Source organism: Ruminiclostridium sufflavum DSM 19573 (assembly GCF_003208175.1).
Taxonomy (GTDB): Bacteria; Bacillota; Clostridia; order Acetivibrionales; family DSM-1351; genus Ruminiclostridium; species Ruminiclostridium sufflavum.
Genome location: NZ_QKMR01000014.1, coordinates 126,275 through 142,397 on the forward strand (window position 1 = coordinate 126,275; position 16,123 = coordinate 142,397).

A 16,123-nucleotide genomic window follows, 5' to 3' on the forward strand; every position below is an offset into this window, starting at 1 on the left:
AGCATTTAGAAAAGTTAAGGCTTATGATTTTTTATACTATGGAATTGATTACTGCATTAGATTTTAAATCGACATATTAGCATAGAAATATGCGCATAAAAATATACAACATAAATAGTTTGCAAAAATTTTGCATTCCTAAAAGAGGAGGGTTTACAGTGAAAAACAGAGCAGCTTATATGACAGGTCTGAACAAAATTGAAATACGGGATATAGATATGCCGAAGCTCCGTGAAAAGGATGTACTGGTAAAGCTTGAATATGTGGGAATATGCGGTTCGGATGTACATTATCTGGAGAATGGCAAAATCGGAGATTTTGTTGTAGACGGAGATTTTATTCTTGGACATGAATGTGCCGGTACGATTATTGAAACAGGAAAGGATGTCCAAAATCTGAAGGTTGGGGACAAGGTAGCCTTGGAGCCGGGAATAACCTGCGGACAGTGTGAATTCTGCAAGACAGGGAGATATAATTTGTGTCCCGATGTTGAGTTTCTGGCAACTCCGCCGTATCATGGTTCATTGATGAATTACATTGCCTTTCCTGAAAATATGTGCTTTAAGCTTCCAAATAATATAACCGCAAAGGAAGGCGCGCTTGTGGAACCTTTGGCAGTAGGTATGCATGCTGCAATTCAGGGCGGCGTGAGGCTTGGGGATTCTGTCATAATACTTGGCGCCGGAACAATAGGGCTGGTAACACTTTTAGCTTGCAAGGCCTATGGTGCCACAGAAATTACTATTGTGGATGTACTGCCGAAAAGATTGGATTTTGCGAAAAAATTAGGTGCAACAACCGTTATAAATGCCGCTGAAGCTGATGTCTTTTCCGAAATAGATAAATTGACGGATAAAAAAGGAGCAGATATTGTAATTGAAACAGCAGGAGCTGCAAAAACTATTTCCCAGACCCCATATCTGGTTAAAAACGGAGGGACCATAGTACTTGTAGGCTTGGCACCGCAAGATATTATTGAATTTAACTTTGCAAAGATTATGGCAAAGGAAGCACAGATAAAGTCTGTATTCCGTTACAGAAATATTTATCCCACAGCCATAAAAGCAATTTCAAAAGGCATTATCGACATTTCAGGAATTGTTACTCATGAGTTTGATTTTGAGGATAGTGCAAAAGCCTTTGACTACGTTATAAATAATAAGCAGGAGGTTGTTAAGGCTGTTATAAAAATAGACTGAGGCATATGTGGTATTTCCGGTAAAAGCAGCAGCTTCGGTAAGTGGCGGAACTGCTGCTTTTGTTATATACGGAGCCTTGGTCAGAGTCCGGAGCCGCATTTCCCGCAGGAAGTGCAATCTGTGCATTCATTTGTATATAAAGGCATAGTGCTTATTCTGATATCCTTTATATCCTTGTAGTCAATGGTTAATTCATCAGATGTGATAAATACGGCAGAATTGCTGTTAAATATAATCTTCATGGGTAATAAGGCCTTTTTGTCAGGGTCTATACTGCTTTTTACAAAGCCGGGGGACAAATAGTGAACATTGTCTGCTTTATCTGTAATTTTTATAATATCTGTGGAAGAGGTCAGCTCCCTTAAAAGGCTGTCCTCAAATACCAAGGAATTTTTATCTGCATGAATGCCAAGAGCATTGGAAGCATAAGCATGCAATACACCTATCGGCGTATTTATTTCCGCAGGAGCCGACGGCTCCAAGGAGGATATGCTTCCTGCTTCGGAAAGGGATATCCCTATCCTTGCTTTAATTTCACCGGAGGGCGTCGGAATAAATGCAGTTTCGCCGGGGAAAAAGGATACACTTTTTACTGCTCCGTCAGGATAAAAGAATATACCGTTTATTTTTAAATTAAAGCTTTTATTCAGCAAGTTGAAAGACAATTCTTTGCATAGCCCTGCCTCGTCTTCTTCCGACCAATAACCGCTAAGTGCTCCGTTTAACGGGAAAATTCTTTTTACAGAACCATTTTCATAAAAGGTAACGAGCTCGGCTTCAATAAAGCCGACAGGAGTTGAAACAGCAGTTTGCTGCTGCAGATCAATGCTTTTAACAGAACCGCTTTTATAGAAGGTAAGACAGCTTGTGCTTTTTCGCCTTCCGGTATAGTCCTGATAACGCGGAATAAGAGTGCCTATTAAGGTATCAAGCTTGTTTTCGCTTTCTATGCATACAGAATTAATCTGTCCGTTTTCGTAGGTGGAATATGCGGACACGCCCTTCAATATTCCGTATTTGGTTTTCAAATCATCCATGGAAAGCTCCTTTCCTGGCAGATTATTTTAATTGAAATAATTATAAAAAATAGGATTGGGAAAGTCAATGATAAAAATCCACATCTTTTAAATAAATAAACTTAATAAAATTGGGTATATATATTGAGAGGCTGATATAGCCAGTAATTGACTAAAGTCTATTACTGTTCAAGCCTTTGCGACGATATTTATTTCGCTTCTTTCAGTAGAAGCATTATGAAAAAGGAGAAAAAAATGGTTTCTAATGCTGCTTTAAGATACAATTCAAAAGAAATATATCTGGCGGGAGGCTGCTTTTGGGGAATAGAAAAGTATATATCTCAAATCAGAGGTGTAGTAAGTACAGAGGTCGGCTATGCAAACGGAAGCACTGAAAACCCCTCCTATGAGGAGGTATGCTGCAAAAGTACGGGGCATGCGGAAACTGTCAGGGTTTTGTATAATCCTGATATAATAAGCCTGAAATTTTTGCTTGATCTCTATTATGATGCAATTAATCCTTTAGCCTTAAACCGGCAGGGGAATGATGTAGGAGCTCAATATCGAACAGGTATATATTATACGGCTGTCGAGGACAAGGAGATTATAGAGGAATCTATCGCACTGCTTCAGAAAAAATATGAAAAGCCTGTTGCTATTGAAGCAATACCGCTTAAAAACTACTATAGAGCAGAAGAATACCACCAAAAATACTTGGAGAAAAATCCAAAGGGATATTGCCATATAGGTAAGGATAAGTTTGATAAGGCAGCAAATGCAGCAGAAAGTTTGGATTGACAAGGGCAAAATAATTGTTTATAATTAAATTGTGTTCAATTAAATTAATAAGCGAATTTATTTGGCAAAATTTAAAACTAAGGTGGGTAAGCTATGAACTTATATGAAATAACGGTTAAGAATTCAAAAAATGAAGAGGTAGCCTTGGAAGAATACAGAGGCAAGGTTCTGCTGATTGTAAATACAGCAACAGGCTGCGGCTTTACGCCTCAATATGACGGCTTGCAGAAGCTTTATAAGGAATACAATGAGAAAGGTTTCGAAATATTGGATTTCCCCTGCAATCAGTTTGCAAGCCAAGCACCGGGAAGTGATGCTGAAATTAACAGCTTTTGCACACTGAATTATGGAACTACTTTTCCAAGATTTGCAAAAATTGATGTTAACGGTCCTTCCGAATCACCATTATATACATTTTTGAAGAAGGAAAAGGGCGGTGTTTTCGGTTCGGGTATAAAGTGGAATTTTACAAAGTTTCTTGCAGACAGGGAAGGCAATATTGTTCAAAGATACGGATCAATTGACAAACCCGAAAAAATAGAAAAAGACATTAGGAAGCTCCTGTGATAAACTATAGCTGATTGTTTATTTGTATATGGGAGAGTGTTATCAATGAATGATGAAGTGTTAAGGCTCAAAAATCAATTATGTTTTCCTTTATATGCATGCTCCAGAGAGGTTATAAAAAAGTATAAGCCGTTTTTGGACGCTGTAGGACTTACCTATACACAATATATCGCCATGCTGGTTCTCTGGGAGGTAAAAAGCATTAATGTAAAAGCATTGGGAGATCAGCTGTATCTTGATTCGGGCACATTAACACCCTTGCTGAAAAAAATGGAGCTTCAGGGGCTGGTCAAGCGAAGGAGAGATACAAAGGACGAGAGAAATGTAATTGTAACTATTACTAAGCAAGGTGAAAAGCTTAAGGAACAGGCATCAGAGATACCGTCAAAAATAAGCGAATGTGTTTCTCTTTCTCCTGATGATGCGAAAATGCTTTATCAGCTGTTGTACAAGCTGTTGGGGAAAATGTGCTAATATAAATAATTAATTTAAAGAGGTGAAAATGTATGCTGTTTATTTGTTACCCTAAATGCAAGACTTGTCAAAAGGCTCAGAAATGGCTGGACCAAAAAGGAATCTGTTATGAACTGCGGGATATAAAAAAGGACAATCCGACAGCCGAAGAATTAAGAAGCTGGTATCACAAAAGCGGTCTCCCGCTCAAGCGTTTTTGGAATACAAGCGGTATTCAGTATAAGGCACTGGGTTTAAAGGACAGGATACCTGATATGGATGAGGAAGAGCAAATATGTCTGCTTTCCACTGACGGGATGTTGGTCAAACGCCCCCTCCTTATTGATGAAAAGTTTGTTTTGACAGGCTTTAAGGAAGGCGAATGGGAAGGTACAATTCAGCTGGCATTATAATTCCCATTGGCTAAAGTCAATTACGGTTCAAGCCTTCGCGACGATATACCGTCTTTTCAGGCGAATTAAGCTTTTAAGCTAATTTTGAACACAGTTTGGGTTTGAATTTGTTTTAACTTTAGGAGGCTTCAGCCTCAAACCAAACTATCGGACGATTATATCGTTTATTTAGCCGATAGTAATTGACTTACTATGCTTAATGTGGTAAAAAGTAATATATCGCATTAAGCCTTTTTTTGGTATCTGCTAGTTTTATTGAAAAAGTATTTTGACTGGGGAGAATCATGTTAAAAAATATTAAAGCAGTTATTCAGGAAACTGTAAACAGCATCACCGATAATTGCATAAATCAGGACTTATTCCTGTTAGATGAGAATGAACATATTCCTAATAGAAAAATAATTATAGAAATAATAAGGGATTTCAGACGAATAATGTTTCCGGGTTTTTTTGGGGATGAAAACATCACACTTTCTGCACCTGATTATTTTATCGGCAATACCCTTAACAGAATATACGAAAGATTGTTATATCAGGTGAAGGTTGCTTTATCCTATAAAAATACAGAAAATATGTCAGGGGATGCTTTAAATAAAGAGTCACAGGATATTTGCACCAGTCTGATTGAAAGTCTTCCGTCAATTCAAAAAGTACTGCTGAAGGATGTAGAGGCAGCATTTAAAGGAGATCCCGCCGCAAAAAGCAAAGAGGAAATTATTTTTTCGTATCCGGGTTTATTTGCCATTTTTGTATATAGAATCTCACATGAGCTATATAAACTCAAGGTCCCCTTCATACCAAGAATTATGACAGAGTATGCACACAGCAGAACCGGAATAGATATTAACCCCGGTGCAAAGATAGGCAGGTATTTTTTTATAGACCATGGCACCGGCGTGGTTATCGGTGAAACAACCGTAATCGGAAACAATGTAAAGATTTATCAGGGCGTAACCTTAGGTGCATTATCCACAAGAAGAGGTCAGCAGCTTTCAGGCGTGAAGAGACATCCTACTCTTGAAAATAATGTGACTGTCTATTCAGGTGCTACAATTCTCGGAGGAAACACAATTATAGGCGAAGAGGCAGTAATAGGAGGAAATGCATTTATTACGGAATCTGTTCCGCCATATACAAAGGTTATAGTCAAAAGCCAGAAGCTGGTATTTAGCAGCAAATAATAGTTTATACCAAAAACAGAGCAAGTCTTACATAAGAAGCTTGGCTCCGGCTGCATATTGGAAGTAGTAACTGACTTTCCGTAATTTTTTGAAACTGTCTATTTATTGTTTAAGTTATTGAATTTTGGTAATATATATATTAGATTAACAATTGATGGAAAATTTTATTGACAAAATAATCACAAAATCGTAATATATAAATATAAAGATTCAAACAAAGCGGAGGTGCTGTGCATGAATAAAAAGGTTTTAATTATAGGAGGAGTTGCAGGAGGCGCGTCAACTGCCACAAGACTGAGACGCTTGGATGAAAGTGCGAAAATTATAATATTTGAAAAGGATGAGTATATATCTTTTGCCAATTGCGGACTGCCGTATTATATCGGAGGAGTTATACAGGAAAGGGATAAGCTTCTGCTGCAGACTCCTCAGGCTATCAAGGACAGATTTAATATAGATGTAAGGATTTTCAGCGAGGTTGTCAAGATAGACCCTGCGGCAAAAAAGGTTACGGTAAATTCAAGAGATAAGGGAAGGTATGAGGAAGCCTTTGATTACCTTGTACTGTCACCGGGTGCGGCACCTGTTAAACCGCCTATAAAAGGAATAGATTCCAAAAGAATTTTTTCGCTGAGAAATGTTCCTGATACTGATGCTATAAAAGCCCAGGTGGATAAGTACACAAAAGCCGCACAGGCAAATGCCACTGCCATAGTTATAGGAGGAGGCTTTATAGGTATAGAAACTGCCGAAAACATGATTGAGAAAGGCTTGAATGTAATTCTTGTTGAGGCTGCTCCGCACATACTTGCTCCCTTTGACTCGGAATTTGCCATGGTGGCTGAAGCGGAAATGGAGTCAATGGGAATTGAGCTGCATACAGGTGACGGTGTCAGCGAGTTTATTGATGAAGCAGATAAGCTTTCTGTTAAGCTTGCCTCAGGCAAAATAATTACAGGGGACTTTGTTATTTCTGCAATAGGAGTAAGGCCCGCAACAGATTTTATAAAGGATTCAGGCATTGAGCTGGGGCCGAAGGGACATATTGTGGTAGATGACCACATGAGAACAAATTTTGATTATATTTACGGAGCAGGAGACGCGGCCGAAATCGTTGATTTTATAACAAGGAAAAAAACTGCCATACCCCTTGCAGGGCCTGCTAACAGACAGGCAAGAATAATCGCAGACAATATCGCAGGAATTGACAGTAAATATCTCGGGTCAATGGGAACATCCATTATAAAGGTATTTGATAAAACAGCAGCCGCAACCGGTATGAATATGAGAAATGCCCGGAGAGCCGGAATAGATGCAAGGGCTGTATTCATTCATCCCAATAATCATGCATCATATTATCCGGGTGCGGCGCAGATGTCAATAAAGCTGGTTTATACCGGTGACAAAAAGGTTATCGGAGCTCAGGCTGTGGGATATGACGGAGTTGACAAGGTTATTGATGTAATTTCCACTGTAATAAAGTTCGGCGGAACGGTTGACGATCTTGCAGAGCTTGAGCTGGCATATGCGCCCCCTTACCTTTCTGCCAAAGCTCCCGCAAATATGCTGGGCTTTGTAGCACAGAACAATATTGCAGGCTTGGTGGAGAATGCAACCATTGACGAATTTAACGAGCAGTTTGATCCTGAAACCATGCTGATGCTTGATGTGAGAGAAAATATAGAATCTGAAAACGGTAACATATACGGAAGTATAAATATTCCCCTTAACAGCATCAGAAAAAGGATGAACGAAATACCAAAGGACAAACTCATTTGGATATACTGCTCAGTTGGAGTGAGAGGATATATAGCCGCAAGAATTCTTAACCAGAACGGATACAGAACAAAGAATCTTGCCGGAGGCTATAATCTTATAAAGAATGCAGCATTCAGACTTTTGAGCAATAAAAGGCTGGAAGAATTCAGACATAAGGAGACAGGTGGAAATAACAGTAAAAACGGTGCTGAAAGTAATGCCGCAGCAATGAACAGCGAACCAAGCAAGGATAAAGAGAATAATACTGAGACTATAAAGCTTGATGCCAGAGGGTTATCATGTCCCGGACCTTTAATGAGAGTCAAGGCCTTTACTGATGAAATGCAGCCGGGACAAAAGCTTGAAATACTGGCATCAGACCCCGGATTCTATGAGGATATAAAGTCCTGGTGCAAAAGAACAAATTCAGAGCTATTGGCTTTAACAAAAAAAGCAGGTGAGATAACGGCATTAATCAAAAAGGGCAGCGGCGGCACAGAAGGCACTCAAGCCACTCAAGCCATGAATCAGGAAGCGGCGGCGCCTGCAAGGGATAATAAAAATATTGTTGTGTTCAGCGGCGAGCTTGACAAGGCCTTGGCTGCATTTATTATTGCAAACGGAGCGGCGGCCATGGGCAAAAGGGTAACCATGTTTTTTACCTTCTGGGGTCTCAGCATACTGAGAAAGCCTGAAAAGGTAGCTGTTAAAAAGGGCTTTGTGGATTCTATGTTCGGAGCAATGCTTCCTAAAGGAACAGGAAAGCTGAAGCTTTCAAAGATGAACATGATGGGCATGGGAACTGCTATGATGAAAAGGGTTATGAAGGACAAAAATATCTCATCTGTCGATGAATTGGTTAAGGCGGCAATTGACAGCGGTATAGAGCTTATTGCATGTCAGATGTCTATGGATGTAATGGGAATAAAGCCGGAAGAACTTATAGACGGAGTTAAATTCGGCGGAGTAGGTTACATGCTGGGAGAAGCTGAAGATTCTAATGTGAATTTCTTCATTTAAAAGGTGTCCTGAAATATTCATTTTATATGCCTTTGAATAAAATATCGGAGGAAAAAAGCACAGATAGGTACCGGACTAAGGATTGACGGGTATCGGATTACATTCCGAAACCGTATGATTATTGCGTCCGGTACTTTTGTTGTCCGGACAGCAGTAAATTATCTAAGATATGTGTCGCTTTTTAGATGAATTGAGCTTTTAAGCAGTTTTGAACTCAGCTTATCCTGGCGGAAAATGTTTGAGAAAAAATATTTCTAATTATTTCAATTATTGTATAAATTTACGTTGAAAATCAATTATTATGATATAATTAAAATGTAAAAAACGTTTTCAGGGAGAATTTGTATGCCTACAAATCAGACCAAATATGACAAGTGGAGAAAAGTCTTAATTGTTAACTGCTTAATTATATCATGTGTTGCCATGTTATCGGAAATTGCCATTGTTTTTTATTATTATAAGGCTGGAATGGCTTTTTTGCCGCTTCCGCTATTTCTGTTCCGTTTTCTGGTATTGCCCGGCACGGTCAACTTTGCTGCTGTTATAGCAGGCAAATATATTATTTATTCTCCCAAATACAAGGAAAATACAAAAAATTATACCGCAATATTAGTTTTGTGTGTTTTATGTGCATGTATGGAGTGCGTTCATTATGTATTTCCGGCTATTATGTGCTCCTTTTGCGTACCTGTATTTTTTTCCATACTTTTTCAAAATAAAAAAATGACAAGCTTGGTACAGCGGCTCGGCTATATTTTTCTGATTTTTTCCGCCGTAATTTCAAAGGTTGAGGGAGGGAAGAAGCTTTCATATCTGATTTTTGACTGTTTAGTGGCTGCTATTATATTATTTTGCTCTTATATTGTGAGTATTATTTTAATTAAATATGAAGAACAAAGAACAGAGGATGTCAGGAGCTGTTATAAAAAGCAGATGGAATTGAATGAGCAGTTGAAGCATGACCTGCTTACAGGCTTGTACAATTACAATGCTTTCCTTGAAATACTTAAATTGAAACGAAACAGCTCCTGTTTTCCAATACAATTGGCAGTAATTGATTTAGATAATTTTAAATATATAAATGATACCTTCGGACATATACAAGGTAATGAAGTACTGGTATACATATCCTTCCTGCTGAAAAAGTACACCTCAAACATTGGATATCCTGCAAGATACGGCGGAGAGGAGTTTGTTGTGCTGTTTCCGGAGACTTCAATTGAAGATGCCTTTGATATTGTTGAAAAGATCAGAAAGGATTTCTCAGAACATCATTTTGACTTTTCTAAGGGAATAAAATTTACATTCAGCTGCGGATTGGCGGAGAATGACGGCGAAATAATAACACCGCAGAAATTCTTTGACAATGCGGACAGAGCAATGTATTTAGCTAAAAAATCCGGAAAAAATAAAACCATTATATCCCAAAAGCATTATAAGTATATAAATAATCAATAAACCAGCCTCAAATTTTATAAGGAAAGCTATGCAAAAGGCTTAGTTTTTTTAATCGCCGGTTTTACCAACGGGTCAAAAAATGATATAATTATATTTTGAAAAAATATACTAAGGAGATACTTTTGGGTAAGAGATTATTTATCACTGAAAAACCATCTGTAGCAGCGAGCTTTGCCGGAATTCTCGGACTTCAGATAGCAAAAAATGACAGAGGAAAGGGATTTGCCGAAAACAATGAAATAATTGTATCCTGGTGCTTCGGACATCTTGTAACCATGGCTTATCCCGATGCTTATGATTCAAAATACAAGGAATGGAAAATAGAGCAACTGCCTATAATTCCAAGTGAATATAAATATACGGTAATAGATGAAAGAGGTATCGGAAAGCAGTTTAATGTAATAAAAACACTTATGTGCAGAGAAGACGTGGAAATGATTTATGCCTGTACCGACAGTGGACGTGAGGGCGAATATATATTCAGGCTTGTATATGCACAAAGCGGATGCAATAAGCCTGCAAAGAGAGTCTGGATTTCTTCTCAAACAGAGGAATCAATTAAAAGGGGCATAGATGAGGCCAAGAGCATCAATGCTTATGATTTGCTTGCAAAGGCAGCCTACAGCAGGGCAAAGGAGGATTGGCTGTTCGGTATGAACCTGAGCAGGATGTATACATGCCAGTACGGCAGGATACTTTCTAATTCTTTAAAAGAGAGCAAGTCTTCCGTCATACCTATCGGAAGAGTTATGACATGTGTTCTTGGCCTTGTTGTTGACCGAGAGCTGGAAATAAGAAATTTTGTGCCCCAAAAGCACTATGGAATCAAGGCAAGCTTTAAATCACAGGATACTGGTATTGAGTATGCCGGCAGATGGCAGCCCAAAAAAAGCAAGGGCAGAAAAGCCTCTGAGGAGGAGGAGCAGGACAAGTATATCGGAAGGGAAGAAGCGGAAGAGACTATTGAAAGGCTTACGGGTAAAGAAGCAGTTATAAAAAAGGTGGAAGTGAAGGTTAAAAATGAACAGCCGCCGTTACTTTTCAATCTTGCCGAATTACAATCCGAGGCAAACAAAAAATTTAAGCTTCCGGTTGAGAAAACTCTTGAAATAGCACAAAGCTTATATGAAAAAAAGCTTATTTCCTATCCCAGAACAGACAGCCGTGTTCTTTCAACTGATGTTGTGGGAGAAATCCCCAAGGTCTTAAACGGGCTGTATAAAAATGAGGAGTTCAAGGATTATATACTCCGTATCAAGGAGCAGGGAGAGCTGAAGGTAACAAAGACAACAAAAAGATATGTTGATAACAGCAAGGTTACAGATCACTACGCCATTATACCTACATATGTAACTGCAAGACTGTCAGGCATGGATACAAATGCGGCAAAGATATACAGCCTTATAGTCAAGCGATTTCTGGCTGTTTTTTACCCTGCGGCTCAATATAATACGGTAAAGGTTGAAACCAATATAGACGGGGAGACCTTTGTTTCAAATGCAAAGACCTTGCTTAGCCTTGGCTGGAAGGAGGTGTATGAGGTTTCCGCAAAAAAGGATGAGGAGGAAATAACGGATTCTCCTATTCATAAGCTTGTCAAAAATGAGAAAAGTGAGGTATTGGGCTTTGAGCTGGAGGAAAAGGAAACAAAGCCTCCGTCAAGATATACAGACGGCTCCTTGATTATCACTATGGAAAAGGCCGGTAAGTTTATAGAAAATGAAGAGCTGAGAGAGCAGATAAAAACCTGTGGAATCGGTACTTCCGCCACGCGCGCAGGAATCATAAAAAAATTAAGGGAAATCGGTCATATCAGTATTCACAGCAAGACTCAGGTTGTTACTCCTACCTTGAAGGGTGAAGCTATTGTAAAGCTGGTCCGCCGGACAGCAAAGGAGCTTTTGAATCCGTCTTTGACAGCCAGTTGGGAAAAAGGACTTTCAATGATTGAAAACGGAGAAACAACAGAAGCCATATTTATGGAAAAGCTGCATGGCTATATTACAAGGTCAATTGAAAAGGTCAAAAATATAAGGGATAACAGGAATATTCTTAACCTTTGATGCTTAAGCAATTTTTGATTTTTGTAACAGCATAGTCAGATTTAAGGTCATAGTATTGTAAACCCTTAAAAAAAATGATATAGTATTCACGTAACTAAAGCACACAATCAATTATATACAAGGGAATAAGACAGTTCGCAACTATCCTGTCTATAAACAAAACTAAGTGTAATGTTTTATATGCCAATAGCAAAAAGTATTATAACCCATTTTTAATTAGAAATAACTGTTTATAGCGGAACCTGAGGGTTCTTTTTTTATTCAGCACATGCCGGTATGCTTGACTATAGTATAAAGCACCTGCCTGAACAGACGGATGAGCGACATTGTCAGCAAGGAGAGTTTTTAATGTATACAATAAGAGTTGAACATAGCTTTGACAGCGCACATTTCTTATCGGGCTACAGCGGTAAATGCTCAAATATACACGGACACCGCTGGAAGGTTGAAGTGGAGGTTTCAAGCAGACATTTGCTGTGTGATGGTCAGAGCAGGGGCATGGTTGAGGACTTTTCAATTTTGAAGGGCGATTTGAAGGAGCTTGTGGATTATTTTGATCATTCTATGATTATTGAGACGGGGACACTTAAAAAAAGCACCTTGGAGTGCTTGCTTGATGAAGGCTTTAGAATTATTGAGGTTGAATTCAGGCCGACTGCTGAAAATTTTTCATGCTTTTTCTATGACAAAATGCTCAAGAAGGGCTATCAGGTTCGCAGGGCTACAGTGTATGAAACGCCTTCAAACAGCGCCACCTATGAGGGCAGCGGTGAGTGTGTATGAAGTATAGGGTTGCGGAGAAATTTATAAGCATAAACGGAGAAGGAAATGCGGCAGGACAATTAGCTGTCTTTATCAGGTTTGCAGGCTGTAATTTAAACTGCAGCTATTGTGACACCAAATGGGCAAATAATGTAACCGGCGTTAAATATAATGAATTTTCAGAGGAAGATATTTTTTATTATATAAAAGAAACAGGAGTAGAAAATGTCACTCTTACGGGAGGAGAGCCCCTGCTGCAGGAGGGAATAATTCAATTGCTGTCACTGCTGTCTGCTGACGGCACTCTGAGAGTAGAGATTGAGACAAACGGAAGCATAGAGCTGAACAAGTTTATAAATATAAAGCCCAGAAGACCTGTATTCACGATGGATTATAAGCTTGGCTCCAGTGAAATGGAGACAGCCATGAAAACCGGCAATTTTGAATTGTTATGCAGGCAGGATACTGTTAAATTTGTGGCGGGCAGCATCGGCGACCTTGAAACAGCCAAAGAGCTTATAGCGAAATATCACCTGACACATAAATGTCAGGTACATTTCAGTCCCGTATTTGGTAAAATTGACATGCAGACTATCGTAGAATTTATAAAAAAGAATAAAATGAACGGGGTCAGATTACAGCCTCAGATACACAAAATTATCTGGCATCCTGATATGAGAGGGGTATAATATACTAATGATAAATAAAGAAAAGATTGAAGAGCATATTAAAGGTATATTACTGGCTATCGGAGAAAACCCGGATAGAGAAGGACTTGCGGATACACCTGCGCGTGTGGCTAAAATGTACGAAGAAATTTTTGAGGGAATCGGATATTCAAATAATGAAATTGCAGAAAGGTTTAATAAAACCTTTGAAGAGGACTTGACAATTCCGGATAATAACAAGGAAATTGTTATTATGAAGGATATTGAAATATTCAGCTACTGTGAACATCATTTGGCATTAATGTATAACATGAGGGTAGCTATTGCATATATTCCCTGCGGGAAAATTATAGGGCTCAGCAAGATTGCAAGAATTGCGGATATGGTGTCAAAAAGACTGCAGCTTCAGGAGAGAATTGGTTCTGACATTGCTGAAATAATGCAGAAGGTTACAGGCTCGGAAGATGTTGCGGTTATAATAGAGGGGCAGCATGCATGTATGACTGCCAGAGGAATAAAAAGCACAAAGGCTGTTACAGCAACGACAACCTTAAGAGGAAAGTTTGATACGGATGGTGATATAGCCTCAAAGCTATTTATTATGCTTGGCAGATGATATTAATTAAATGTCTAAGATAATAATTTTGTAACAGATGCTTTGCCATAAATTTTGTGCCAATACATGGTGTAGGGGTTGATATAATTGTCAATGAAGCAGAAAAGGCGGCTTAACATAGGTAAAAATGTATGGGATTGGGGAAGCCGCACCTATATAATGGGAATTTTAAATATTACACCGGATTCATTTTCGGACGGAGGCAAATTCAACAATGATGAAGCCGCATTAAAGCAGGCTTTTGTCATGGCAGGGGCAGGCGCTGATATTATTGATGTGGGAGGTGAATCAACAAGGCCCGGCAGTACCGTGGTGTCCCCTGAAGAAGAAATTGAACGTGTGATACCTATTATCAGGATATTAAGTAAAAATTTAAAGATTCCCATATCAGTTGACACATACAGGGCAAAAACGGCAGAAGCCGCCATAAAGGCAGGGGCCTGTATGATTAATGACATATGGGGCTTGAAGTATGATTCTGAAATGGCATCAGTCGCAGCCAAATATAATGTACCTGTCTGTATTATGCATAACAGGACAGGAGGTACGGAATATAACAATCTTATCGGAGATATTTTGCATGAACTGTCTGAAAGCATAGAGCTGGCACATAAAGCCGGAATAAAAGAGGAAAATATTATTATTGATCCGGGCATTGGTTTTGCAAAGACCTTTGAGCAGAATCTCGAAGTGATGAGAAAGCTGGATGCTTTAAAAGCTCTTGGATATCCTATTCTTTTAGGTGCCTCCAGAAAATCATTTATAGGTAAGGTTCTCAAGCTGGAGGCCTATGACAGGCTTGAAGGTACACTGGCAATAACTGCCGCGGGAATAATGAAAGGCTGCGATATTGTCAGAGTGCATGACGTTCTGGAAAATGTGCGGGTAAGCAAGGTAATTGACTGCTTAGAAAGGAAATGTACTGATAATGGATAAGATAATTGTTGAAGGGCTCGAGGTGTATGCATATCATGGAGTGGCGCAGGAGGAGAAAACCTTGGGGCAGATGTTTATCATATCTCTGGAGATTGGCGTTGATTTGGAGAAATCAGCAAGAAGCGGGAACCTGAAGGATACAATAAATTACTCTTCTGTTTGTAAATCCGTTACAGCCGTTTTACAATCGGGAAGCTATGATTTAATTGAAACTGCTGCCTTTAAAATAATTGAAGAGCTTTTTAGGAATTTTAAATTGGCTCAAGCTATAAGGATTCTTTTAAAAAAGCCATGGGCTCCAATGGGACAGCATCTTAAATATGCGGCAGTTGAGCTTGAACGCAAGCGGGGTGATTTTGATGAAGCATAAGCGATACACCGCATATATTGGAATTGGGTCAAATATGGGAGACCGTGAGAGTAATCTGAGAAATGCCATAGCTTTGCTGAATTATGAAGATAAAGCCATGGTCACGGCAGTTTCCTCCTTTATAAATACGGCTCCTGTAGGATATGCAGAGCAGCCGGACTTTTTGAATGCCGTCGTGGAGATTGCTACTGCCTTATCCCCTCAAAAGCTTCTTTGGTTATGCTCGGAAATAGAAAATAAGCTCAAAAGAAAGAGAACGATACGGTGGGGTCCCAGAACAATTGATTTGGATATTCTTTTATATAATGACTTGATTTTGAATGAAGATAACTTAATTATACCTCATCCAAGAATGTCCGAACGGGAATTTGTGCTGAAGCCTTTAAAGGAAATTGCTCCCGGGGCTTTTCATCCTGTTTTGAAGAAAACAATAGAGGAAATATATTGTGGCTGAGGTCACTTACGGTTTAAAGCTTTGCGACAATAAAATGTCCGTTTTTCCGAGAAAGTCATGACCACCCGTAAAACGGGTGGCTTGTGCTAGCCCTATAAGGGCTTGTTACCGGCTAGCGCCTAAAGACGCTGGCTTTCACTTTGTTCAAGCTACTATTGCCCTTGCCATCTTTGCCGCCCCTAAAGGGACAAACGTACTACTTGCTACCCCTTGAAGGGGTCTTCATACTCTTTTACACTTAGTTTATCCACCATAATATCGTGCTTCTCCTGCTCTTGGATATACTTCCTAATAGTTGCTTCGTTTAAACCTACTGTGCTTATATAATATCCTTCTGCCCAAAAATGTCTGTTCCCAAACTTATACTTTAAATTTGCATGTTTATCGAATA

At 39.1% G+C, this 16,123-nt stretch carries 17 protein-coding genes; 15 read left to right on the plus strand and 2 right to left on the minus strand.

Features of this window, described 5'->3' with window-relative positions; all coding sequences use genetic code 11:
- The first annotated feature begins 158 nt into the window (after positions 1-158).
- Positions 159-1,199 (plus strand): NAD(P)-dependent alcohol dehydrogenase, encoded by a 1,041-nt coding sequence (locus LY28_RS12380; RefSeq protein ID WP_110462506.1) that lies wholly within the window; start codon positions 159-161, stop codon positions 1,197-1,199.
- An 80-nt stretch (positions 1,200-1,279) separates the two neighbouring features.
- Here the strand turns inward: LY28_RS12380 and LY28_RS12385 are convergent, their stop codons facing one another.
- Entirely contained in the window at positions 1,280-2,236 is a 957-nt protein-coding gene (locus LY28_RS12385; RefSeq protein ID WP_110462507.1) for a hypothetical protein, read from the minus strand.
- Between the two features lie 234 nt (positions 2,237-2,470).
- Here LY28_RS12385 and msrA point away from each other — a divergent pair, with 234 nt between their 5' ends.
- The 14 genes from msrA to folK all read left to right on the plus strand — a co-directional run bounded on the left by msrA (position 2,471) and on the right by folK (position 15,732).
- Entirely contained in the window at positions 2,471-3,013 is a 543-nt protein-coding gene (msrA, locus tag LY28_RS12390; protein ID WP_110462508.1) for a peptide-methionine (S)-S-oxide reductase MsrA, read from the plus strand.
- 93 nt (positions 3,014-3,106) lie between these two features.
- On the plus strand, positions 3,107-3,580 hold the full coding sequence (locus LY28_RS12395) for a glutathione peroxidase (RefSeq protein ID WP_110462509.1): 474 nt from the start codon (positions 3,107-3,109) through the stop codon (positions 3,578-3,580).
- Between the two features lie 45 nt (positions 3,581-3,625).
- On the plus strand, positions 3,626-4,054 hold the full coding sequence (locus tag LY28_RS12400) for a MarR family winged helix-turn-helix transcriptional regulator (protein WP_110462510.1): 429 nt from the start codon (positions 3,626-3,628) through the stop codon (positions 4,052-4,054).
- A 32-nt stretch (positions 4,055-4,086) separates the two neighbouring features.
- Complete coding sequence (locus LY28_RS12405) at positions 4,087-4,446, plus strand: arsenate reductase family protein (protein ID WP_110462511.1); 360 nt, start codon at positions 4,087-4,089, stop codon at positions 4,444-4,446.
- Between the two features lie 284 nt (positions 4,447-4,730).
- The gene (epsC, locus tag LY28_RS12410; RefSeq protein ID WP_110462512.1) at positions 4,731-5,627 is read left to right on the plus strand and encodes a serine O-acetyltransferase EpsC; all 897 of its coding nucleotides are present in this window, start codon (positions 4,731-4,733) and stop codon (positions 5,625-5,627) included.
- Between the two features lie 234 nt (positions 5,628-5,861).
- Positions 5,862-8,405 carry a DsrE/DsrF/DrsH-like family protein gene (locus LY28_RS12415; protein ID WP_110462513.1) on the plus strand — a complete coding sequence of 848 codons (2,544 nt, stop codon included), beginning with the start codon at positions 5,862-5,864 and terminating at the stop codon, positions 8,403-8,405.
- A gap of 345 nt (positions 8,406-8,750) precedes the next feature.
- Complete coding sequence (locus tag LY28_RS12420; RefSeq protein WP_110462514.1) at positions 8,751-9,863, plus strand: GGDEF domain-containing protein; 1,113 nt, start codon at positions 8,751-8,753, stop codon at positions 9,861-9,863.
- 122 nt (positions 9,864-9,985) lie between these two features.
- Positions 9,986-11,926, plus strand: coding sequence for a DNA topoisomerase 3 (locus LY28_RS12425; RefSeq protein ID WP_110462515.1), 1,941 nt, complete (start codon positions 9,986-9,988; stop codon positions 11,924-11,926).
- A 348-nt stretch (positions 11,927-12,274) separates the two neighbouring features.
- On the plus strand, positions 12,275-12,709 hold the full coding sequence (queD, locus tag LY28_RS12430) for a 6-carboxytetrahydropterin synthase QueD (RefSeq protein ID WP_110462516.1): 435 nt from the start codon (positions 12,275-12,277) through the stop codon (positions 12,707-12,709).
- The gene (gene queE / locus LY28_RS12435) at positions 12,706-13,377 is read left to right on the plus strand and encodes a putative 7-carboxy-7-deazaguanine synthase QueE (RefSeq protein WP_110462517.1); all 672 of its coding nucleotides are present in this window, start codon (positions 12,706-12,708) and stop codon (positions 13,375-13,377) included. Before queD ends, queE begins: the two co-directional genes overlap by 4 nt.
- Positions 13,378-13,384: 7 nt before the next feature.
- Entirely contained in the window at positions 13,385-13,972 is a 588-nt protein-coding gene (gene folE / locus LY28_RS12440; protein WP_110462518.1) for a GTP cyclohydrolase I FolE, read from the plus strand.
- A gap of 93 nt (positions 13,973-14,065) precedes the next feature.
- Complete coding sequence (folP, locus tag LY28_RS12445) at positions 14,066-14,908, plus strand: dihydropteroate synthase (RefSeq protein WP_110462526.1); 843 nt, start codon at positions 14,066-14,068, stop codon at positions 14,906-14,908.
- The gene (gene folB / locus LY28_RS12450) at positions 14,901-15,278 is read left to right on the plus strand and encodes a dihydroneopterin aldolase (protein ID WP_110462519.1); all 378 of its coding nucleotides are present in this window, start codon (positions 14,901-14,903) and stop codon (positions 15,276-15,278) included. The genes folP and folB overlap by 8 nt, the downstream gene beginning before the upstream one ends.
- A complete protein-coding gene (gene folK, locus LY28_RS12455; RefSeq protein WP_110462520.1) occupies positions 15,268-15,732 on the plus strand; it encodes a 2-amino-4-hydroxy-6-hydroxymethyldihydropteridine diphosphokinase in 465 nt (154 codons plus the stop codon). The genes folB and folK overlap by 11 nt, the downstream gene beginning before the upstream one ends.
- A gap of 203 nt (positions 15,733-15,935) precedes the next feature.
- On the opposite strand, the gene LY28_RS12460 is transcribed toward folK, so the two are convergent.
- On the minus strand, positions 15,936-16,123 hold a 188-nt coding region (locus LY28_RS12460; protein WP_207658087.1), incomplete at its 5' end, for a transposase.